Annotated in this window: 18 protein-coding genes and 1 other RNA gene; 7 read left to right on the top strand and 12 right to left on the bottom strand. The window is 40.4% G+C overall.

Annotated features, from left to right (window positions below; genetic code table 11):
- Nucleotides 1-31: 31 nt before the first annotated feature.
- From dolP to HII17_RS01570, 4 genes are read right to left on the bottom strand one after another with little or no spacing between them, the layout of a single operon-like run.
- Entirely contained in the window at nt 32-601 is a 570-nt protein-coding gene (gene dolP, locus HII17_RS01585; protein ID WP_169073569.1) for a division/outer membrane stress-associated lipid-binding lipoprotein, read from the bottom strand.
- Between the two features lie 2 nt (nt 602-603).
- Nucleotides 604-1194 carry a phosphoheptose isomerase gene (locus HII17_RS01580; protein WP_169073568.1) on the bottom strand — a complete coding sequence of 197 codons (591 nt, stop codon included), beginning with the start codon at nt 1192-1194 and terminating at the stop codon, nt 604-606.
- Between the two features lie 15 nt (nt 1195-1209).
- Nucleotides 1210-1584 carry a YraN family protein gene (locus HII17_RS01575; protein ID WP_211185218.1) on the bottom strand — a complete coding sequence of 125 codons (375 nt, stop codon included), beginning with the start codon at nt 1582-1584 and terminating at the stop codon, nt 1210-1212.
- Nucleotides 1571-3421 carry a penicillin-binding protein activator gene (locus HII17_RS01570; protein ID WP_169073567.1) on the bottom strand — a complete coding sequence of 617 codons (1851 nt, stop codon included), beginning with the start codon at nt 3419-3421 and terminating at the stop codon, nt 1571-1573. Before HII17_RS01570 ends, HII17_RS01575 begins: the two co-directional genes overlap by 14 nt.
- A 78-nt stretch (nt 3422-3499) precedes the next feature.
- Between HII17_RS01570 and rsmI the strand changes: the two genes are divergently transcribed.
- The 4 genes from rsmI to HII17_RS01550 all read left to right on the top strand — a co-directional run bounded on the left by rsmI (nt 3500) and on the right by HII17_RS01550 (nt 6507).
- Nucleotides 3500-4354: a 16S rRNA (cytidine(1402)-2'-O)-methyltransferase gene (rsmI, locus tag HII17_RS01565; RefSeq protein WP_169073566.1), complete on the top strand. Its 855-nt coding sequence runs from the start codon at nt 3500-3502 to the stop codon at nt 4352-4354.
- The gene (locus HII17_RS01560; protein ID WP_169073565.1) at nt 4355-4756 is read left to right on the top strand and encodes a hypothetical protein; all 402 of its coding nucleotides are present in this window, start codon (nt 4355-4357) and stop codon (nt 4754-4756) included.
- A 55-nt stretch (nt 4757-4811) separates the two neighbouring features.
- Nucleotides 4812-5207, top strand: coding sequence for a hypothetical protein (locus tag HII17_RS01555; protein WP_169073564.1), 396 nt, complete (start codon nt 4812-4814; stop codon nt 5205-5207).
- A gap of 112 nt (nt 5208-5319) precedes the next feature.
- Entirely contained in the window at nt 5320-6507 is a 1188-nt protein-coding gene (locus HII17_RS01550) for a serine hydrolase domain-containing protein (protein WP_169073563.1), read from the top strand.
- Nucleotides 6508-6536: 29 nt separating this feature from the next.
- On the opposite strand, the gene HII17_RS01545 is transcribed toward HII17_RS01550, so the two are convergent.
- A complete protein-coding gene (locus HII17_RS01545; protein ID WP_169073562.1) occupies nt 6537-7415 on the bottom strand; it encodes a TolB family protein in 879 nt (292 codons plus the stop codon).
- A gap of 152 nt (nt 7416-7567) precedes the next feature.
- On the opposite strand from HII17_RS01545, the gene rnpB reads away from it, so the two are divergent.
- An RNA gene (rnpB, locus tag HII17_RS01540) (RNase P RNA component class A) lies at nt 7568-7948 on the top strand.
- Between the two features lie 150 nt (nt 7949-8098).
- Here the strand turns inward: rnpB and speA are convergent.
- Complete coding sequence (gene speA, locus HII17_RS01535) at nt 8099-10024, bottom strand: biosynthetic arginine decarboxylase (RefSeq protein ID WP_169073561.1); 1926 nt, start codon at nt 10022-10024, stop codon at nt 8099-8101.
- A gap of 33 nt (nt 10025-10057) precedes the next feature.
- Nucleotides 10058-10990: an agmatinase gene (speB, locus tag HII17_RS01530; protein WP_169073560.1), complete on the bottom strand. Its 933-nt coding sequence runs from the start codon at nt 10988-10990 to the stop codon at nt 10058-10060.
- A 115-nt stretch (nt 10991-11105) separates the two neighbouring features.
- Here speB and HII17_RS01525 point away from each other — a divergent pair, with 115 nt between their 5' ends.
- Together HII17_RS01525 and speE are read left to right on the top strand one after the other, a co-directional pair.
- Nucleotides 11106-12101, top strand: a complete 996-nt coding sequence (locus tag HII17_RS01525; protein ID WP_211185217.1) for an adenosylmethionine decarboxylase — start codon at nt 11106-11108, stop codon at nt 12099-12101.
- Nucleotides 12091-12951: a polyamine aminopropyltransferase gene (gene speE / locus HII17_RS01520; RefSeq protein WP_169073559.1), complete on the top strand. Its 861-nt coding sequence runs from the start codon at nt 12091-12093 to the stop codon at nt 12949-12951. Before HII17_RS01525 ends, speE begins: the two co-directional genes overlap by 11 nt.
- Nucleotides 12952-13184: 233 nt before the next feature.
- On the opposite strand, the gene HII17_RS01515 is transcribed toward speE, so the two are convergent.
- The 5 genes from HII17_RS01515 to HII17_RS01495 all read right to left on the bottom strand — a co-directional run bounded on the left by HII17_RS01515 (nt 13185) and on the right by HII17_RS01495 (nt 22138).
- Nucleotides 13185-14072 carry an aspartoacylase gene (locus tag HII17_RS01515; protein WP_169073558.1) on the bottom strand — a complete coding sequence of 296 codons (888 nt, stop codon included), beginning with the start codon at nt 14070-14072 and terminating at the stop codon, nt 13185-13187.
- A 202-nt stretch (nt 14073-14274) separates the two neighbouring features.
- The gene (locus tag HII17_RS01510; RefSeq protein ID WP_169073557.1) at nt 14275-17538 is read right to left on the bottom strand and encodes a VPS10 domain-containing protein; all 3264 of its coding nucleotides are present in this window, start codon (nt 17536-17538) and stop codon (nt 14275-14277) included.
- A gap of 130 nt (nt 17539-17668) precedes the next feature.
- Nucleotides 17669-18385, bottom strand: coding sequence for a manganese efflux pump (locus tag HII17_RS01505; protein WP_169073556.1), 717 nt, complete (start codon nt 18383-18385; stop codon nt 17669-17671).
- A 2-nt stretch (nt 18386-18387) separates the two neighbouring features.
- Entirely contained in the window at nt 18388-20100 is a 1713-nt protein-coding gene (locus HII17_RS01500; protein ID WP_169073555.1) for a hypothetical protein, read from the bottom strand.
- A gap of 79 nt (nt 20101-20179) precedes the next feature.
- Nucleotides 20180-22138, bottom strand: coding sequence for an alkaline phosphatase PhoX (locus HII17_RS01495; protein WP_169073554.1), 1959 nt, complete (start codon nt 22136-22138; stop codon nt 20180-20182).
- Nucleotides 22139-22442: the final 304 nt, after the last annotated feature.

Here is a 22442-nt window from a genome sequence, read left to right as displayed (position 1 = left end):
TAAGTGGCGTTTTTTTGTACATCATGAATTGTTACTGGTATTCAAATGCTTTAACAACACGGTTCACACCGCTAACATTACGCGCTATTTCAACCGCTTCGTTAGCCTCTAGCTGACTAACGAGACCCATTAAGAAAACTTCACCATTCTCGGTGACAACTTTAATATTTGTTGCTTCTAATTGATCGCTTTTAAATAATGCAGTTTTCACCTTTGAGGTTAACCATACATCATTACTTTTGGTGCCAATAGATACAGTGTTGCCAATTCTAATTTGGTTATGAATTTGCACTATGCCATCAATCGACTTTAAGATTTTCATCGCTTCGTCACGCAAAAAGCTATTAGGTGCTTGGCCTACAACCAAAATAGATCCATTCATGCTAGTAACTTGTAAGTTCGTATTTTCATTTACGCCTTGGTGTTTAGCTAACTTGGCATAGGCGTCAAATTCGATTTTCTGATCATCAATTTGGGCACCAACACTTCGCTTGTCTGCAGCCATCGTTGCGCCGCCAACCACACCAACGACGGCAGCAGCAACACAGCCTTGAAGTAATGCCACGGCAGTTAAAGTTGTTGCAAGTTTAGAAAGCTTCACTGCTAATCCTCTGTTTGTGGAAATAGTGTCGTGTCGATAATTTCACAAAGGCAATGGATAACCAATAAGTGAACCTCTTGAATGCGTGCTGTACGTGGCGAAGGCACACGAATTTCTACATCGTTTTCACCAAGTAAACCCGCTATATCGCCACCATCACGGCCAGTTAATGCAATAATTGGCATATCACGCGCTACTGCAGCTTCAATGGCTTTAATGACATTCTTTGAGTTACCACTGGTTGAAATCGCTAATAACACGTCGCCTTCATTGCCAAGTGCTCTAACTTGCTTAGAAAATACTTCATCGTAATGATAGTCATTGGCGATAGAGGTTATTGTAGAACTGTCAGTAGTTAACGCTATTGCTGGTAAACTTGGACGTTCAGTCTCATAGCGGTTAAGTAATTCTGATGAAAAGTGCTGCGCATCGCCAGCTGAACCACCGTTACCGCAACTTAATATTTTTTTGCCATTAAGTAGGGCTTGCACCATAACCATTCCCGCTTGCTCAATCGGTACGGCTAATGCTTCACTCGCCGCAATTTTGGTTTGAATACTTTCAGTGAAGTTACTTTTTATACGCTCTAACATGAGAGTGTTGGCTCCTTAAAAGGCATTTTTCAGCCAGGTTATTTGTGGTTTATCTAAACTGCCTTGCAATGCGACCACATCAAATCGACAAGGGGTATTATATTCATTTAGCCCCAATTGTTGGAAATAAAAAGAGGCACAAAGTTTCAGTTTTTGTTGCTTTTTTTTTGAAATCGTTGAAATTGCACCACCAAATTGACTTGACTGGCGATATTTTACTTCAACAAAAACGTAAACCTCTTGGTCTTGACAGACTAAGTCGAGTTCGCCAAATTTACTGGAAAAATTTTTGCCGATAACAATCAAGTTATTTTCTTGTAAAAATTTGGCAGCTTGTGCTTCGCCCTTGTCACCAATTAACTTAGTGGTTATTCCTTTAATCCATTGCAATTTCTGTTACGCGCTCTGTAAAGTAGCGGCCCCAAATTAAACTCCGAGTTAAAATTTGTTGCTCATTGAGGGTGAGAGTACCTATTTGGCCAAAGTGTCTGGCATAAGGCCTTTTAGCCATTACTTGTACTTTATCAACTAATGCTAATGCGTCATAACCCATAGCGAAAATTCGCTGTAAGCTATCACTGCGGTTAGGGAATAAATGTTTACTTGCATTCACCAACTGCTTATTTTGTTGCTTACTGTTTAACAACCAAGGCATTTCACTAAAGCTTAATCCTGCTAAATCACGCGTATCCCCTTCGTCAATTCGTGCACTGTGACTGCGGCTACTAGCGTACATGGGTATAGCGTCGGCAAATGGGCTAATACTGACATCTATATATGGCTTTAACAGTCTTGTTTGTGTTGGTGAGCCGACGATATAAATCATGTCGATATCACGCCTATTACGCGTGTCAGCTTTGATAGTTTGTTTAATCCGGCGATTAATATCATTAATGCGCTCTTGGCTTTGTTCGACACCTAATGCTGATTTAAGCATTACCTGCATTTTTTTACCTTTAGTAAATGCCATTTTATTAGGTAAGTAACCGGTAACTCGTTGCCATTCTTCAATAAATGCATCAGCTATTCGTTGGCTTACGGCATCTTGATAGGCGAGTACTATTGGCATTTTATATTGCTTGTTCGACAATGTCGCCGCCGCTTGCGTAGCTTCATCTTCAGGACGCATCGAAATGGCATATTGATGCTGCGCTAATAATTGATCTGCTGGGATGTTTAAAAATAATGTCGGAACTGAAAGTTCTGGCAACGCTTTATATTGCTTTACTCGCTCTCTTAGCAATGGGCCAATAACAAAGTCAATATTATTGCTATTAAGTTGTTCAGTTAAGGTTGCCCAGTCGAGCTTTTCTGAGTCGATAAAATGCAAGTTACCAGTGGCATTATTCGCGTAGGCCGCCAATATCCCCTGTTGTGCAGCGTTTCCAGCCGCTTGTTGTTTGCCGGTAAGTGGAAGGATGACCGCAATATTTGAAGCACGACTTAATGTGCTGACTGTTTCCTCTTGGCTTAATTCCAGTGAGCTTTGCAATTGCATTGCTATAGTATTAGCTGGATGAGTTGGAAACTGATGTTGCCATTGTTTTAAATATCGAGAAAGTTGCTCGTTATTTGCACCAAATTGATTCGCAAATTGAATTAGTCTTAGCCAGCCTTGAATAAAAGGTGCGTCAAGTTGACCAAATGCCGATAGCTGTTGCGGCGATAATTGAACAAATGATTGCCATATATCGTCAATATCTTCCTCTGCTGCATCAAGGTTTATGGCAAAGGCGTTAAGTTTTGCCTGTAAACTGAGTACAGGAAAACCATTGTTTTTATGAGCATTACTCAGCAACTGGTAGTAATGTTTACTGTGTTTGATATTCAATTCATTAACCAACGCTAGCTGCTCAATAGCTAGTTTTGGATGGTTAAGCTTATTTAAGGCTTCTGCTTTAAGTAAGCGGGCGTTATAAATATCAGTTGGGTTGACCAATAAAGGTTGTAAATGGTTGGCTAACCAAAGAGCCTTTAGCGCGTCATCTTCAGCAATATATAACTCGCACGCTTTAAGAAGCGCTGCTTTCGCTTCCTTAGGTTCAAGTGTTTTACTTAGCTCTGTGTAATCTTGTGCCGTTAATAACTGTTGTTGGGCAACAGGTTTAGGTGCTTCTATTTGCTTGCTAACTTTAGGTGTTGGGCTAGAACAACCGTATAGTAAACTCGCAGAAAGTACTGCAAATAAGCTGGTGCGAACAAGTTTTTTAAAATTTTCTGATGCCACTAATGAGAAATCCGTGCGCTAAGGTATGACTTTATAATAAACTCCATCCAGAACACACTCAACCACTGCTCAATTTAAATGACTGATTTTCAAGTAACGCCAGGTAGTTTATATGTAGTATCAACTCCAATTGGCAATTTAGGTGATATAAGCCAACGAGCGATAGAGGTATTATCTCAAGTTGATTTAATTGCCTGTGAAGATACCCGCCATACTCAAAAATTATTAAGTGCCTTTAGTATCAAAGCACAAACGTTTTCGTTACATGATCATAATGAGCGTCAGCGACAAGAACAAATTGGTAACTGGCTAAACGAAGGGAAATCGATAGCGTTGGTTTCTGATGCTGGAACGCCGCTTATCAGCGATCCTGGCTATCATATTGTCAATTATTTACGACAAAATGAACATAAAGTGGTGCCTATCCCTGGTGCTTGTGCAGCCATTGCAGCTTTGTCTGTTGCTGGATTGCCAACGGATAGATTTACATTCGAAGGGTTTTTACCTTCTAAATCTGGGCAACGTCAAACCGTGTTAACGAGTTTAAAAGATGAATCACGTACTATGGTGTTTTATGACGCACCGCGCAGGGCTATTGATACAATTAAAGACATCGTTGAAGTATTAAGTGGAGATCGTTTAGTCGTTATTGCACGTGAACTTACTAAAACGTTTGAGACCATACATCATGATACCGCACAAAATTTGTTGGAATGGTTAAAGGAAGACCCGAATCAATTAAAGGGCGAAATGGTACTAATTATTGCTGGTAAAACAGCAGTAAAAGACGAGCTGCCACCAGAGATAAAAAATACATTAGCGATTTTATTGGAAGAACTACCACCTAAAAAAGCTTGCGCTGTAGCGGCTAAAATTTATAGTGTTAAGAAAAATGCGTTGTACAACTTAGCGCTGAGTATGAAAAGTGAGTAGATGAAAGAACAAGCGCACGGCATATTTCAAGTAACACTAGACAATCATATAATTGAGTGCGTACTAAAAGGCAGCTTCAATGAAGTCGGGTGTTTAGCCTACACAACTAGAGTTAAAGAAGAAGTTACCGCTCTTAACGGACAGCCATTTGCTATGTTAATTGATGACTTAGACTTGGAAGGCGGAACACCAGAAGCTTATGAAGTACTTAATCAATATAACCATTGGTTAAGTAATCATCCGTTAGCAGCCAAAGCGTTAATAATTAACTCAATCATTCAAAAGGAAATTATGCTCCAGCAAGCGCCTTCGCTTAAGTCGCAGAATATCGAGTTTTTTACCGATAAAGAAGACGCTAAAAAGTGGTTAAATAAACAATTGCTGAACTATAATAATACGTAGCGTACAATTAAGTATATTGTTTATATATCATAACTTTGACTAGAAAAGTGAGTTAATGGAAGCACACGGTGAGTTTAATGTTGTTTTAAACGGTAATGCTATCGAGAGTAAGCTGAAAGGTAGCTTTAACGATGTAGGTTTTAGTGATTATGTTGAAACGGTTAAACGCAATGTTGCCAAGCTAGCTGACTTACCGTTTGTGATGATGATAGACAATAGTGAATTTGAAGGTGGTACACCTGAAGCATACGTTGTATTTGAAGAATATAGTAAGTGGATTAGTACGCAACATGTAATTGCTAAAGTCTATTTAGTAAGCTCTTTCGTTCAAAAAGAAATCATGCTGCAACAAACACCAGAATTACAAAATCAAAACATTGAATTTTTTAAAGAAAAGTCAGAAGCTCGAGATTGGCTCGCAAAACAGTTAGCTGCTTACGAACGCCAATAATCTTGACATTAATTGTTACATTAATACTTCCTATATACGCGCACGATTTATTTTCATTTATTTCAGAACTTTCTAAGCTGTTGTATGTAAATTAAACAAAGGCTTGAATATTATGCTCCCCTTAAAGAACGTTTGCCGACCTGTCTATTTTAGCTTTTTTCTATTACTTGCTTTGCTGGCAGGTTGTGGTGGCGGTGGTGGTGGAGATAAAAGTTCAACAGAAAAAGTTCCTACCTCGTATACCTACCAACAACCTGATTTATTGAATGATGGTTGGCAAGTCGCGCACATTGATGAATTCAGTATTTCGCCTGCCGGTTTAGAGCGAGCAGTTCGAAATGTTGCTAGTGAAGCAAGTGGTTATCGCTATATTGATTCCATCACCATAATTAAAGGCAACAAAATCATTCTGGATGAAAATTTTGGTCGAACCCTAGACATGGCTGACGGCTGGGCAAACAATACCGACCCTTCTATTCATATTTTAAACTCGGTGACTAAGAGTTTTGCTTCTGCGCTTATTGGTATCGCAATTGACCAAGATTATATCCAAGATGTTAACGTAAAAGTGCATGATTATTTTCAACATAAATTACCTGTATCTAATTGGGGAGAAGATAAAGCAAATATCACCTTAAAAAATTGGTTAACTATGCGCCACGGTTACGAGTGGGATGAATGGGATGTTTCTTATTTAGATAACAGCAATTTAAATAGTCAAATGAACAATAGTATTGACCCTATCTATTTTTTACTTAGCCGTCCGATGACAACAACACCGGGAGAAACTTTTGCTTACTCAACGGGGGTTTCTTTCGGGTTAGGTAGGTTGTTAGAGCATGCAACTGGACAAAGTGTGACAAGTTTTATGGAGCAAAATTTGTTTTCTCCATTAGGTATTAATAACTACACTTATTGGGCCTTAGATGGTCAACTGCATACTGGCTCAGCGCTTTATTTATCGCCTCGCGATATGGCGAAATTTGGCCAACTTTTCCTAAATGAAGGGCAATGGGATGGGCAACAAGTCATTTCAAGTGAATGGGTAACGGAGTCGACTCAGCGCTATCATGATGCGGGAGACTGGGGTTATGGTTACCAATGGTGGAATACCGACTTTAATGTTAATGGCGAGCAAGTAAACAGCTTTTATGCTGATGGTTTTGGCGGGCAATATATATTTGTTTTGCCATCACTTGATGCGGTTGTAGTGTTTACTGGTCATGCCTATCAAAGTAGCGAGCAAGCTGAGTATCGTGTACGTAGCATATTAGAAAATGATATTTTGCCAGCGCTTTAAGAGCAAAGGCTGGCAAAACTTGTTTAAAATTAAAGAGCAGTTAAGGCAATTTGATAAAGATTACCAACGCCATTTTCAATGCGGGTAAAGAATAAGTAGTTGCCATCAGGTGACACAATAGGTGTGAACTCGTGGTCTTTGGTATTCACTTTCTCACCTAATGATTTGGCTAACGTCCATTTACCATTTATTTTTTTAGAGATATATAAATCACCCTTTCCTAAACTGTCTGCTCGGCGCATACTAAAAATAATGGTATTGCCGTCAGGTAATACAACGCTATCACCAATTTTGGCGTTATCGCCGAACATATCTGTAGGTAAAGCTACTGGTGCGTCAAAACTGTCACCATTTTTCTTGGCTAGGTACATTTTGCGCTCATTGTTTCGAAACGAAGGGTAATATAAATCCCCATTGCTGGTAATTGACGGATACAGATCGTTCTCTTTTGAGCTTAAATGGGCTAGGTATTCAGGACTTTGCCATTTACCATTAGTTAATTCTGCTCGCCATAAATTTACATTTTTAGTTTCCTTACCACCTTCATCTATTGGCCTTTTTGAAACAAAGTAAATAGCGGAGTAGTCTTCGTTGTAATATGGATCAGCCTCTAAGTAGCCACCTGAAAAGGGTAATGCTTTTGGTATTTGCCACTGATCATTTTCAAACTTGGATTCCATCATAGTGCAACGTTTAAAGTCATTCGTACAACGAGCGAACAATACCTTGTCCCCGGTTTTGTTAAATACTGTATTTATTTCAAAAGCATCAGTCGAAACTACACCGGGTGCAAATATGACTGCTTTTGTTTGAGCTGCTTCTGAATGGTATGGGACTTTAGCAGCGGATGATAGCGGTGCAATAGCCATTAGTATCAATGCACTAATATAAAGCTTGTTAATAGACATGATTGGGCAAATCCTAATTTTTAAGTTTAGATTAATATATGAGCAATGAAGTCATTATACATAAAGTGAACTCAAATTCACATATTTGAGTTTTAAGTCTATTCGCTGCGTATATTGTTTGCCTTAAATCTTGCATCAGGTAGAATACGCGCCGAGTTAGCCAGACAATCGCTGCTTGATTCACTTCGGTGTTTTCAAGGGGAGGAAAGTCCGGGCTCCAAAGAGCAGGGTGCCAGATAACGTCTGGGCGGTGTAATGCCGACGACAAGTGCAGCAGAGAGAAGACCGCCGATGACTTCTTCGGAAGAACAGGTAAGGCTGAAAGGGTGCGGTAAGAGCGCACCGGGCGACTAGTAATAGTTCGTTGCAGGGTAAACTCCACCCGGAGCAAGACCAAATAGGGTTTCATATGGCGTGGCTCGCGTTGAAACCGGGTAGGTTGCTTGAGCCTTAGAGTGATTTAAGGCCTAGACGAATGATTGTCACTTTTCCTAGGAAGAGTACAGAACCCGGCTTATCGGCTAACTCACATACTCCATAAACCCTCGCAGGAATGCGGGGGTTTTCTTTATATAACATTTCAACCTCTTGTACGCGAACGCCGAACAGGCGAAACTTGGGCTTAACTGCTGGCACATACTTTTAAGGTTATAGCATTACATGAATTGTTATTTTGATATTAATTACTTTAAGTAGGTATAACCACTTAAACAGTCTTCATAGAAATCAATAAGATTTACACCTTCCCTTGGTTTTATTTGCCCTTGTTGAATTTTCTTATCAATCGCTTTTTTTACTGACTGGGCAAGAATCGCTGGCGTGTATTGCATGGTAGATAGCACGCTTTCCATTGACGACCCTTTCACTACTTCTTCAATATAAAAGTCTTTTGGATCATCGTCATAACTAAAAATATGCACTTCATTTAGTCGGCCAAATAAGTTGTGCATATCCCCCATAACATCTTGATAGGCACCAGTTAAAAACATGCCTATAAAATAATCCTCATCAGCTGAGAGCTTGTGCAGAGGTACACCATTAGCGACAGAGTCTTCCCCAATGAACTTATCGATTTTACCGTCACTATCGCAGGTTATATCCACTAAACTACAAAGCTTGGTCGGCTTTTCGTTAAGTTTAGAAATCGGGACGATTGGTAGCACTTGGTCAATGGCCCATGAATCAGCTGCAGATTGAAATACTGAGAAATTTGCCAAGTATTGTGAAGATAACAGTTCAGGAATTTCTTTTAATTCTTCTGGAATAAAGTCAAGGTTAGTAATAATTTGCTCAATGTTATCCAAAGTTTGCCAGTAAAGTGTTTCTGTTTTAGCTATTTCATCCAAAGATAAAACACCAAGTTTAAAGGCTTGTATTGCCTGTTCTTTTAATGCTTGAACATCATTGAATGCTTCTTGATAACTGGTTTGGTCGAGGCCTTGGGCAATGTCACGCATGTTGCTGACAATAATATGCTCACCAGTAGCTTTCTTAGTGGAAAACTCAGTCCCTCGCGGATGAATTTCACCAATAACCTTTGTCACAACGCATGAGTGATGAGCCGTAATAGCGCGACCACTTTCACTCACAATATTTGGGTGTGCGACTGACTCCAAGTCACAATGTTGTTTAAAGCCAGTGACAATATCTGAAACGTATTGGCTTAAATCATAATTACACGATGAATCATTGGTAGACTGTGAACCGTCATAATCGATCGCTAAACCACCACCGACATCAATATATTGAAGTGGTACGTCACGTTTCGCTAATTGCGTATATATGGTTGCAGCTTCTTGAATTGCCTCTTTTATGGCACGAATGTCGGTGAGTTGGCTGCCTATATGAAAGTGCAGCAGTTGAATGCAGTCGAGCAAGTTTTTTTGTTCACATACGTTGATAGCATTAAGAATTTCAGCAATGGTTAAACCGAACTTAGCTCTTTCACCACTAGAGCTTTCCCATTTACCACGGCCTTTGACCATCATTTTGATACGTAGACCAATAATCGGGCGAACATTAAGTTCCTTAGATAGTTTGATTAACATATTAAGTTCACTGAACTTTTCGATGACGATAACGACTTTTCGACCTATTTTTCTGCCAAGTAAGGCTAATCGTAAGTAATCTTCGTCTTTATAGCCGTTAAGAATGGTTAACGCTTCGCTATTGGTGTTATAAGCAAGCGCTGCGACAAGCTCGGGTTTTGAGCCAGCTTCAAGTCCATAGTTGTAACGTTTGCCGACATCGACAATTTCTTCTATGACCTCGCGCATTTGATTGACTTTTACAGGGAAAACACCGAGATATTTCCCTTCGTAATCCGTTTCTTCAATTACATTTCTAAAGGTTTTGTTAATTAACTCAACTTGCGAACGCAATATATCGTGAAATCTTATTACAGCAGGAAACTCTATGCCTGTTGATTGCATTTCATCAATAATTTCTCGTAGGTTAATTTTGAGGTTGGGTTCGTTATAGCGTGGAATGACCATTAAATCGCCTGACTCACCAATGTCAAAATACCCATTCCCCCAACGTTTTACACGGTAGGTACTTTCTGCGTCTTCAATCGTCCAAGCGCCATTTTTATTGCTAACACTATTCATTTTCTATTCTTACCTAATACTATTTGGTCGTGCTTAATCACATTGGTCTAAGCACAAAATAAGTTCACGAACGACTTTAGCGGCAAAGACGTCGCTGTTTCCGGTGCTGTCAATTTCTGGGGATAACTCTACGACATCACAACCGACAAAGTGCTTGTTACGTAAAATTTTACAAAGGCTAATAAACGAGTGGAAGTCTTCTCCTCCGGGCTCTGGCGTGCCAGTACCAGGAAAAAAACTTGGGTCGAAATAGTCGAGATCAAAGGTTAGATAAATTGGCCGCTTAGCGTCAATGGCCTCGATCGCAGAAAGGAATTCGCTACGACTTTGCTTAAGCGTCTGATGCGCGTTCATCCATTGGTATTCTTCTTTCGTACCAGAGCGAATACCATATTGTATTAGTTGATGCTGCGGTCCAAAGTGATCTAACGCCCTGCGAATAATGGACGCATGAGAATAGTGAAAGCCTAAATAGCCGTCACGTAAGTCCGCATGTGCGTCGAGGTGAACTACCACTAAATCTGGATATTGCTCAAGATAAGTTTTTAGTGGCGCATATGAGATAGAGTGCTCACCACCTAAAGTGATAACTTTGAGTTTATGCGCCTTAATACCTGCGTTGGCAAACAGTTCAGTAAAGTTGTCGGTGGCTTTTTGCCATTGTGCTTCAATGGTTTTATGTTCGCGGCCGCTACTTGGAACGTCAGTAGATAAATTACCTAAGTCATAGAATTCGACGTTTTCTAAATCTAGATCGAGGTAAGGAGAGTATGACTCGATGCCATCAGACACTGCGCGTAATGCATTTGGCCCTGCTTTAGTGCCTTTACGAAAGCAGGCGGTGCCATCGAAACCAAAACCAATTAAATGCACTGCATTAGCATGGAGAGCATCGGTTACTTTACTACATTCAAATAATGGTTGTGCGGGTTGAAGTTCAATATCAATTTCTTTTACTTTGCTCATTAGTGTGCTCAAAACCATGTAGCCTTATCCAGTTTTAAACTAGTGTAATTTTATCAATATTATATTTAAACAGGATAGTAATTTTTATTTCCTAACGGCAAAAACGTTTGTAAAATTGGCTACTTTTGTTTTTTATGGTGGGCTTAAGGTGTATTTTGAAGGCTCTGAAAAAAAGGCTGAAATTGTTATTGATGGCAGTCAGTTATCCTTATTGCACGATATTACCGATGACTTTTGGGCATCGTTAGTAGAATGTTGCAACGCGCAAATTTTATCGAATATTAGTAATGATTCGTGCAAAGCATTTTTGTTATCAGAATCGAGTTTGTTTGTCTGGCAAGACAGGTTATTAATTCTAACCTGTGGTGTTACTCAACTTGTGAAATCGGTGGAATATTTTATTCAGCAATTAGGAACGGATAAAATTTTACAGGTCACGTACCAACGAAAGAACGAATATTTTGCTCATGAACAGGCAAGTTGTTTTGGTGATGATATTAAATGCTTAAGCCAATATGTTCAGGGGAAAGCCTTGCGCTTTGGGGAATTAGATAGCCATCATAATTATGTTTTTCATCAAGATAACGACTTTGTTGCTAGTGTAGAAGATAAAACTTATGAACTGCTGGCGTATCAAATCAGTAGCGAGGCGTCAAAGGTGTTAACCACGCCGAATTTATCGGCAGCGCAAATTCGTGAATTTTTAGCCATAGATGCATTGTTGCCAGATTTCATTATTGATGACTATGTATTTAAACCTTTTGGTTATTCATTAAATGCGATTAAAGGCGAGCAATACTTAACGATTCATGTTACTCCACAAGAAGACAGCAGCTATGTCAGCTTTGAGTCGAATCTTAATTTGGTAAAATTAGCCCCGCAAATACTAGCGGTATTATCACCCGCTTCTTTTGATTTAATCACCTTTAATGCCCTTGATTTGGCAGAACTGCTGCAAGCGCACATACCTGAACAATATGTCAGCCAGTCGTTAGTGAGTCAGCAATTAAGTAATGGCTACTATGTTGGTTTTGCTAACTTTATTAAGCCTCAGCGTATTTTTTACGACGCAAAAGAAATAGATATAAGTGGAGATAACCATGCACTCTGATCTTTGGATTGAAGAAAAATTTTCAGACTTTTTGGGTTTACGTATTAAGGTTGAAAAAGTCCTATTTTCTGGCAAAAGCGAATTTCAAACTGTTGATGTTGTAGAAACGAAAGGTCATGGCAAAATGTTGCTAAACGATGGCTTGATTATGGTCACGGAGCGGGATGAATTTGCCTATCATGACATGATCAGTCACGTACCGTTATTTGTGCATCCAAATCCGAAAAACGTATTAGTGATTGGCGGTGGGGACGGTGGCACAGCTCGTGAAGTATTGCGCCATGCAAGCGTTGAAAAATGCACTATGGTTGAAATTGATGGCATGGTGGTCGATGCCTGCAAGCAACACATTCCGCAAACGTCAAAAGACTTAGAGCACCCGAAAATGAACCTGATTATTGGTGACGGTGTTCAATTTGTGAAAGAAACTAATGAGAAGTTTGATGTTATTATAGTTGATAGCACTGATCCGATTGGCCCTGCGCAGCCACTATTTGGCGAAGAGTTTTATCAAGACGTTTATAACTGTCTAAGTGAAGACGGCATTGTGGTGTCACAAGGCGAATCGTCTTGGTATGCCATGGATATTCAACAGTCGTTACTTAAAGTGTTAAATGCAGTTTTTCCTAACAGTTATTTATATAGCTTTAGTAACTTAACCTACCCAGGCGGCCTTTGGAGCTTCACTTTTGCATCGAAAAAATATCACCCTTGCCATGACTTTAACCCAGAACGAGTTAAAAACAGTGGTTTAGCCTTTGATTACTACAACGCAAACTTACACCGTGCCGCGTTTGCATTGCCAAGTTTTGCATTAAAGGGCTTAGACGGGTTAATTGATAATGATTAAAGCGGAGTTTTAAGGTATTTCAGATAGCTTATTAGCCTAATGTTGATTAGTTATTGATAAGTTAACTTATCGGTTAGTTCACTCAAATTTAGAGACCGCTTGTTTTACTATTATAAATCAAGTGGTTATCTAAAGCCTCTAAGGTTAATTGACAGTTATACTTTTTCTAATGCAAAAATGTTAGTTGTTAGTAGCAGTAGCCATGCTTTGTCTGTTTAAGTTATGTTGGGAAGCTAGTCGATCGTGACAATTCTCTTTTTACCTAGCGACATAGCCAAATTATTGTCGTAATAAGCGGCCTCATTAATAAAGTGAGGGTAGGCTTCATAGTCGCCTTGATAGGTGATTTCGCCGCCGTCGAATAAGGTAAATATAGGATCGCCAGCTTTTAATGGTTTGAAATCATTGTCTTGTACATTTTTATGTACCATACCAATGCGCTCACCCTTGTTATCTTGTGGCAGTTCAATACTTTCAACATATTCGTAAGCTTCGTATTGTTTAGGTAAGTCGGGCAGTTCATCTTTATTGTAAAGTTCTACAAAATCTAGAATGGCATTAGTCATGTTTTCCATCCAGTCTAATACGTCTTGCCTAATCACTGATTGGGGTTGTGGACCAATTTCAACTATCACGCCTTGATCTGCGATAGAAGCTAAAAAGTAGTGCTCGTGCATCGATATTTGATCTTCAAAGACGACAACAGCTTCGGGCATTACTGACAAGACGTAGGCGCCCATTTTTTTATTAAAATCATCAGACTTTAATAAGATCAGGGACGGTCCCATATTGCTGGTAGTATTGTGTAAATCAATAATGAAATCGGTTTTAGCATTACCCTTTGGGCCAAGCTGATGATTGATAACCTTGGCTCTGCTTTGTTCGTAGTTGGCCAGTTTGTTGTTTGCTAGGTCTGATAAGGTGAACTGACGATTTAAGTCACAATCAATATATCGCTTGTTTGCTTCAAATGCTTTAGGGTTTGCAAATACGGTTTCAACGTTAATGCTATTTCGTTTCAGTAATTGCGTGTTTTTTTGCCACTTTTTCAATAAATAAATCCCACTGAATTCATTACCATGTGTACCACCAACAACAGCGATTTGTTCAATTTTACTCATTAAAAAATGCACCCTTCCTAAAGATTTTGTCAACGTCTATCATACTGAACCATTAGAAAAATAGCATGGTTCAACTTGCTATTTTTTATATCAATTTATTGTTAATTGTAATGATATGCTAGAAAAGTGACGTGTTTGTTTGGAAAAATAAAAACGGCACCAAATATAGGTGCCGTTTACGCTTAACTAGGCTGGCGTATAGTTATTTGATAATAACTGAAGCTCCTTCAGTCCATGGACCGTCTGAAGCTAATATTGCTTTTTGCAGCGTAGGTACACTTGTTTCTTGCAATGCTTTTATGCGCAAGCTTACGGCATTTAACCCTTCTAATGCATAACCAAATTGCTCTTTATGCTGTTTGGTTGGGCCATAAGAGGAACCGGCACCAGACATAGCGTAGCCTAGTCGGCTAGTGATGTTAGCAGGTTTAGCACCTTTTCGGTCGCGAGATTTTAGGCCGTACAATTCGATATTAATAGCATTAATTTCTGTTTGAATGTCAGCATACTGAGCTTCAAGCGCTGTAACTTCACCTGGCGTACGATCAATTGCTGTGCGAAGCAATTTAACAGTGTTGCTTAACGTCTTAATCGCAGACGTTGCTGAAGATGAGCGTCTTTGTGCTGCAGCGACTTCTTTACCATAGTTAAGTACATCTGATAATGAAGCAGTTTGTAGTGCGCCTTCATAAATGGCTTTTAATTCAAGCTCAACAGGGTCTGCAAGTTGAGTAATCGTACTGCCAACACGTTTGTATAATGTTGCCTTATATTTACCAGGCATCGCCATTAGCCCACCACGTGAACGGCTTTCCTTGTGGGTAATTGCATTGCCTTTTGCATACATCATATCCCATGTAATACGGTGTAAACCTTTTTTCGTTTTACCGGCAATACGGTTAACAAAGTTGCCATTGGCATCGGAAATTTCGATATAAATAGCAGGTTTTGTTTCTTGGTTTTCTTTCTCAATCGCTTCCCAAGTAGGATATTTAGGGTACTTTTTATCTTTTACCATTTTCTTTTCAGCAGCTTGGCGTTTTTCTTTTGCCGTTAATAGACTGTCTTTTAAGAAATACGTAAGTGTTGCACCATGCGCAGGGTTTTTTGCAACAAAGCGGTCATCACCGTCTGTTCTCGCATGGCTACGGTCTAAGCGGAACCATTTTACTGCTCGGCTAGGCGCAAATAATAAAGCATCTTGCTGCATTGTTTGTTTGTTTAAACTGCGAAGAGGTGCATAGTCGTCAAGAATGTATATACCACGGCCGAATGTACCTGCAACTAAGTCATTCTCACGACGCTGTATTTTTACATCGCGTGTTGAAATAGTCGGAATACCACCATCAAGTTCAAGCCATGATTTACCACCATCAACGGTGAAAAATAAACCAAATTCGGTACCGATAAATAGTAGATCTTTATTTACATGATCTTGAACAATTCGCCAGACTAAATGTTTTTCAGGTAAGTCGTCCGCCATAGACTTCCACTTTTTACCCAAGTTAGTTGACTTAATAAGGTACGGTTTGAAATCACCATATTTGTGATTATCCAGGGCTACATACACGGTTTCACGATCGAATAAATCGGCACGGATATCGTTTACGTACGCTGTAGCTGGTACACCTTTTACTTTCTTAAGATCGATCTTCTTCCAGTTTTTACCGCCGTCAGTAGTCACTTGAATTAAACCATCGTCTGTACCAACCCATAAAACATCTGGATCAACAGGGCTTTCTGAGAAGTTAGCAATAGTATGATAGTTCGACATGGCATAAATATCCCAGCCAGCTTCAACGGACCAAGTACGTCCCATCATTGGCATGTGCATACGGTTGCCATCTTTGGTTAAATCACCTGAAATGGCTGTCCAACTGTCGCCTCGATCATCCGAACGCCATACGCGCTGTGAGGCATGGTAAATGCGTTTAGGATCATGTGCAGAAACATTAATTGGCGCATCCCAGTTATAGCGCTCGGCAGGTTCACCTGGGCGAGGTTGTGGCTTAATATAGACATTTTCACGGGTTTTTAGGTCGTGGCGCATTAAGTTACCTTGTTGCCACTGTGAGTACATAATTTCTGGATTGCCAGGCTCTACCGCAGGTTGATGACCGTCACCTCCTAGGGTTAAGAACCAATCTTTGTTTTTAATACCTTCTGCACGACGCGTTCTCGAAGGGCCACCTTGTGTCGAGTTGTCTTGTGCGCCAGCATAAACATTATAAAAAGGTTCTGCGTCATCAGGAGCGACTTTGTAGAATTGCGTTAAGGGTAGGTTGGCTATGTAACGCCAGTTTTCCATACGATCATGTGACATGTATATGCCACCATCAGAGCCAATTAATACAAAATCAGGATCGGTAGGGTGGAAAGCAAATGCATGATCATCAACATGCTTGCGCTTAGTGCTAATTGGAGTCCATGTTTTACCGCCGTCGTCAGATACCTTACTGTAGTTACTTGCGATGTAGACTCTATCGAATTGATGCTGATCAGTGAAAATTTCTTGATAGTAGTGAGGGCCTGTACCACCACCTACTTCATCGGACATTTTCTTCCAGCTCGCCCCTTGATTTTCTGAACGGTAGAAGCCGCCTTTTCGATTATCAATTTCAATGGTGGCATAAACAACATCAGGGTTTATTGGTGAAATAGCCATACCAATTTTACCCATATTTCCCTTTGGTAAACCCGTTTTAAGTTCAGTCCATGTGTCACCGCCATCGTCAGATGTATGAATGCCTGAACCAGGACCAGTACCAACATACGATGCTACTGTTCTTTGACGAGACCACGTAGCAGCATACAGCTTATTCGGATTACGTGGGTCGATAAGTAGTGAAGTTACTCCTGTCCATTCATCAGCGGTTTTTAGCACTTGCTTCCAAGTCTCACCGCCATCTGTGGTTTTATAAAGACCACGTTCACCACCGCTGGTCCATAATGGACCTTGTGCAGATACCCAAACTGTATTTGAGTTTGTAGGATGAATAATAATATCTGAGATACGTTCAGATTTTTTCAGTCCCATATTTTTCCATGTGTTACCACCGTCTACAGATTTGTAGACGCCGTCACCAAAACTAATATGGCGACCACCGTTATTTTCTCCTGTACCTACCCAGATAATATTTGAGTTGCTAGGGTCAATAGTGACATCACCGGTTGAATAAACCTTTTGTTTATCGAAAATAGGTTTCCACGTGTTACCAGCATTGATGGTTTTCCATACACCGCCAGAGGCAACAGCTGTGTACCAAGTTGATGGGTTGTTTTGGTCTACCGCAATATCGGAAATACGTCCTGACATATAGGCCGGGCCGATATTTCTAAGCTCCATTGCGTTGAAGGTTTTAGCATTAAACAACGATTTTTCATCTTCGTCAGACTTAAATGCGAATGTTTGTACACTAGATACCAAAATAGAGGCTGCAATTGCAGCCTTTAGAAGTAGGTTCATGTTGTCACCGATTATTAATTGTTTTTTTGTAACATAGTAACATTATGTATAAATGTGTCTGTATACAAGAAAAGAAACGACCAAATAACGAAAATAAACGTTCAAATTAGTCAAGACAACAATGATGAGCCTATGTAATGGGTCTCAGTTTCATTTCGCTATTTCTGCTTTGTATGCACAGCAACATACAGACGCCTACCAATAAACACGAGATCAATAATATTTGCCACCAGTAAAGATTGAGCACTAATGTATACCTTACCAAGGCAAGTAAGCCGAAGTAGCCTATAACAGCATATTGAACCCAGCTGCCAATCCAAGCTAAATAAGGGCGGTTAGCTGTGTAATGGTTTAAAAGCTGGGACATGCGTAAACTCATGATAGCCAAAATTGATACCATCCCCCCAACTAGAATAAAAGAAACCCACACCATTAATTCGGGCCAACCAATCACTTGTGCTGACTTTGCTGGGCCTGACCATAGTGCGTCCCAACTCACCGCTAGAATTAATCCTAGGGTGATGAGTATTTGTGAGTGTTCATTTTTTTGTTCAGGATGGGCCAACTCAATGAATTCACCTTTTAAATAAAGAAAGATACAAACAAAAGCCAAAATGCCAATAACCGGTGTGATTTCTGGCATGACTTGTACGCTAAAATAGGTGAGCAAGTAACCCACCATAGGAAACAGCGTGTGGGTAAGTGATACGCCAATTACCCAAAGTGCTGCCGTTTTAAATGTAGCTAATTGCCCTGAACGGGCAACCGTGGCAATAGCAACATCTAAACCAATGCCTAGCCCCATTAAAACACTTGCTAAGGCAAAATCGAGTAACGGAAAACCCATGGCTATTTCTCTGCTTTTGCGAGCGTTGTTTTTTCACCTTTGCTCCAGTCAAGACGAATGTCCCACTGGTGAATGTGCTCTTGGTGAAGAGGCGCTTGCTCTTCATTGACTTCGGTGAGTACATTCTTGGCTTCTACTAGCGTAGCGTCTCGGCCATAGATAAAGCTTTGTTCTTCAACGATAGTTTTATAGGCTTTGTTCATATCTAATGCGCGACGTCTAGATGGTGTGATAAGGTCGTAAATGCTGTGTTGAGCCAGTACTTTTTTCGTATTGACGCTGCCGTCAGCATTAAACCAACGTTTGATCATTTCTTGATTTTGTCTGAATTCATCACCACCACCCACACGTTCAAGATAAGTTAGAATTTCACCTTTCTCCTCACCAAGGTTTGGCACGTCATTGATGCTTTTTAGGTTGATATAACCCCAACCATTAACTCCTGCCACTTTGCGAGGAAAACTAAAAGTTTCATCTATGATAGAGCCAACACTTTTATGGCAGCCCGTACAGAAGAATTGTTCTTCATCGTTTTGCTGGCGCAATTCACCTTGCTCGTTTTCGATAAAGCCAAGTAGTGTCCAGCCATGTTTGTTGCTAACACCGTCATCGCCAAAGGCGTTGTAATAAGGGAGGTTTTCAAAATGTTTTTCTTTGCGTTCAAGGTAATAGCGACCTTTTAATTCTCCTAATGAGAGAAACTTCTTTTTCACCATGTAACGCACTTCTTTCATACGTGGTGACACGCTAATCTCGCCATCGTCATTAGTATTAACATAGCGTACGGTATGTAAAAACGCTGTGCCTTCAGGGTATAACATATGAGCAAGTTCTTGTGATGAAGCGTCGGCTACATAGTGAGTACTTCGCTTGATATGGTTAACTTGGTCTTCAAGCTCACCATTACCATTCAAGTCTGAACCAATGAGTTTTTCACTGATTGAAATGGTTGTTGTTTCTAGCGTATCGGCTATAGCCATTTCAACTAACGCTAAATTGGCATAGTAAGCGTCCCTTGAATATTTACCGTTAATTTGCCTATATTCTTCAGGTAGGCGGATCATCACATCATCAGTTGAACCATTCGTTGGCCAGAACGTGCTTGGCATAGGCTTGTAATTAAATGCTACCCAGCCAGACCCATCTTTTGCAAGACCATGTTCGTCAAAGGCTTGTGCGCCTAAATGCAAGTTTTTAACTTCAGGAATAACACCTTTCCAATTAGAGTTTTTAAGCTTTGCTATGAAAGGGGAATAGTTATCTTCATTGATATAATCAATGATTTGTTCATCAGTAATTTTTGCGATTTTTCGCGTTCTATCGACAAATAAATTGCGCCAACTGTTGCTTATACCTATGTCAGAAAAAGCATAGCTACCTTGTTGAAAACCATCATTTAATTTATTCGGACGTAAACTTTGCTCATGGTAACTTTGATGGCATACGTAACAAGGGTTATTTACTTGATTTGTTTTGGTGTAGCACTGCGGTGGAATTGGTGCTTCTTTGTTGTACACCTGTCCCGCTTCAAGCCACTTTCTTGCTGGAGTATAGTCTGGTGTTAACTCAGAAATTGCGGTGTTTTCCATAGAATCTGCCGTAAAAGTGGCTAGTGGCTGCTCATCTTTGCAGCCGGATAGAAAAGGGCTTGTGACGATAAGTAATACAGCTGTCGTCACAGAAGGTTTCACCGTAAAAATAGTTGGTAAACGCATTTTTGTATTCTCTTGCTTCATGTAAACGAAAAAGGTGATCAGGAGTTGCCTGATCACCCGGTCAATCAATAACTGATAGTTAATCGTTTACCGAAGGATCGTACATCCATAAGGTATTATTGGCTTGGCCGCCATCTTCACCGATAAGAATACGACCATCTTCCATGACAACTACGTTATCTGGTTGAGACAAACCATTGGCATCACACTCTTCAATTCCTTCGACATTACGCTCAGCTGCGCCCATTAATACAGGCTCTATGCGACTAACATCGTAGTCATTTTCAAGTGCCATACGGTAAACACCACCACAATCTTTAACACGAGCGTTTAATTGAATATCGCCAGTACCGTCAATCATGCCTTTGTCCATATCGGCAATCGCAAAGTACACATAGGCTGTCGTCGCTGGGTCACCATCTTCTACTAAATTTTGAGCTCGAGTAGTGTTGATGTTGATACCTTCAAATTTACGCCATTCAGCTGTTGCACCTTTTGCGCGCGCTGCTTTACGAGACTCTAAGAATGCAATTCGGTCATCCATAGCTTGACCAGCTGTTACTGTACTTGGGTAAGTTTCAGCTCCTTCGTATCCATCAGTTACTGCTTGCGATGACTGTGTATCCGCTGCGCTGTATGAAGCATTGCCTGCTGCCCATGCGATGGCATCAGCATCAGTTAAATAATTACTGCGGCCATCAACATAGCTGTCAGTATCGATAGCGTCATATTCTGCAATCCAACTTTCTATTGTTGCTTCATCGCCAGAGGCTAATTCAATCCAAGCAATATCAAAACCAGTAACTGCTGGCTCTGTGCTACCGGCATCTTGCGTTAATTTAGCGGCGTATAGAGTACCTGCACTTAAATCGCCAGCAGTATCAGCAACGAATTTGTAGAATACGCCGTTAGTGCTGTCTTGTGATAAATAGACGGTTTTTTGATCCGGCATAACTACAGCGTTTTCATGTTCAAAACGACCTAAAGCATAGCGCTTAACGGGGGTTGCTGTTCCTGCAGGGTCGGTTATCTCGACAATGTAGTGGTAACGATAGGTGTTAGGGAATAATGTCGCTTCTGTTGCGTTGCTAACACCAGCATTGATGAATTTAGCTAATTCGTCACGTGATGCATTATCGGTATCTGCTGGATCATTCCAAGACCACGACGCATCGCCGTTGTTGCCCCATTCTTCTGACGTTAATGGCGTATTCCATGGAGTAACCGAGCCGAAACAGTTAGCTACTGTACCGTATGTACCAAAATCAAGCATAGTCACGTCCGTATTATCAACCGACCAAACACCTGAAGTCGAATCTTTTGAAATTTTCATACGGCTCATGCCTCCTGGGAAATATTCCCAGTTTGTAAATAAATAACCTTCGTTCGCACCTGTTGGGATATAGCCATTAAAATCAGGCCAACCTTCTGCTACTGAACCTGGCTCTTGTTTGCCGCTAGCGCCAATAATTGCGCCAAGACCATCGGTTAAATTACCTTCAAAAGTGTCGCCATATTGACCTAAAAGTTTGTATTCACCGTAAGCAACTTGCACGGTTTCTTTTTCTTCATCAGAAACTGGAATAGGAGTAGATATCGCATTTTTAGGTAGCTTATTGATATTCACGCCTTGAACCACACCAACACCACCGCGATTATGTGCTTTACCGTCAACGTCTACTTCGTCATTAACATCATCAGGGTGTTGGAAGTTAAAGAATAAATCTCCGTCTGGTGATACAAATGCCCCTGTCACTTCTGCACCTGTTGGCACTGTTGCTAAGCGGACTAAACCAGCCGGTTGCATTACACCGCGATCACCTGACTGCCCATCTGCGCCATCTTGACCATTAGTACCATCTGACCCATCCGTGCCATCAGTACCATCTGAGCCGTCAGAACCATCAACACCAGCAACACCTTGCGGGCCCGCTGGACCTGTCGCGCCATCGTCGCCATCATCACATGCAGTTAAGGCAAGTAACATTGATAAAGTAATCGCCGATAATTTAAAGCGGCTTGATATTTTTTTAGACATTGTATATTCCGTTTTTATTAGGTTTCCAAGCGAATTTATTGCCCTACATCTGGTGAGTCAGCAGAGTTATATGTAAGTAACTACCAAAGGGAGATGCTAGTGTGTGGACATGTGGTGACAGTTTAGTGACTTAAAAATGAAGATATTTTTACTGAAATTTGACGAGAAAATGTCAATAAAAAGACAAGATCAGTGTTTGATAGGAAATTTTTGTTCGATGAGAGCTTCATTATCATGAGAGTTTAAACACTGCGCGGTATTAAAAATTGAATTCTATTTCGCTTTTTTAAAAAGCAACTGCTAA

The sequence above is a fragment of the Thalassotalea algicola genome, assembly GCF_012932965.1.
In the GTDB taxonomy this organism is placed as follows: Bacteria; Pseudomonadota; Gammaproteobacteria; order Enterobacterales; family Alteromonadaceae; genus Thalassotalea_F; species Thalassotalea_F algicola.
Note: the sequence above shows the minus strand (reverse complement) of the source record. Positions and strands in the feature narration are given on the sequence as shown.

Excerpts from the sequence above, each read along its gene's own strand:
- speE (WP_169073559.1), top strand. The coding sequence starts at position 12,091 with ATGCACTCTGATCTTTGGATTGAAGAAAAATTTTCAGACTTTTTGGGT.
- HII17_RS01495 (WP_169073554.1), bottom strand. The coding sequence starts at position 22,138 with ATGTCTAAAAAAATATCAAGCCGCTTTAAATTATCGGCGATTACTTTA.
- HII17_RS01560 (WP_169073565.1), top strand. The coding sequence starts at position 4,355 with ATGAAAGAACAAGCGCACGGCATATTTCAAGTAACACTAGACAATCAT.
- HII17_RS01515 (WP_169073558.1), bottom strand. The coding sequence starts at position 14,072 with ATGAGTAAAATTGAACAAATCGCTGTTGTTGGTGGTACACATGGTAAT.
- HII17_RS01505 (WP_169073556.1), bottom strand. The coding sequence starts at position 18,385 with ATGGGTTTTCCGTTACTCGATTTTGCCTTAGCAAGTGTTTTAATGGGG.
- speA (WP_169073561.1), bottom strand. The coding sequence starts at position 10,024 with ATGAATAGTGTTAGCAATAAAAATGGCGCTTGGACGATTGAAGACGCA.
- HII17_RS01580 (WP_169073568.1), bottom strand. The coding sequence starts at position 1,194 with ATGTTAGAGCGTATAAAAAGTAACTTCACTGAAAGTATTCAAACCAAA.
- rsmI (WP_169073566.1), top strand. The coding sequence starts at position 3,500 with ATGACTGATTTTCAAGTAACGCCAGGTAGTTTATATGTAGTATCAACT.
- HII17_RS01555 (WP_169073564.1), top strand. The coding sequence starts at position 4,812 with ATGGAAGCACACGGTGAGTTTAATGTTGTTTTAAACGGTAATGCTATC.
- HII17_RS01545 (WP_169073562.1), bottom strand. The coding sequence starts at position 7,415 with ATGTCTATTAACAAGCTTTATATTAGTGCATTGATACTAATGGCTATT.
- HII17_RS01500 (WP_169073555.1), bottom strand. The coding sequence starts at position 20,100 with ATGCGTTTACCAACTATTTTTACGGTGAAACCTTCTGTGACGACAGCT.
- speB (WP_169073560.1), bottom strand. The coding sequence starts at position 10,990 with ATGAGCAAAGTAAAAGAAATTGATATTGAACTTCAACCCGCACAACCA.
- HII17_RS01510 (WP_169073557.1), bottom strand. The coding sequence starts at position 17,538 with ATGAACCTACTTCTAAAGGCTGCAATTGCAGCCTCTATTTTGGTATCT.
- HII17_RS01550 (WP_169073563.1), top strand. The coding sequence starts at position 5,320 with ATGCTCCCCTTAAAGAACGTTTGCCGACCTGTCTATTTTAGCTTTTTT.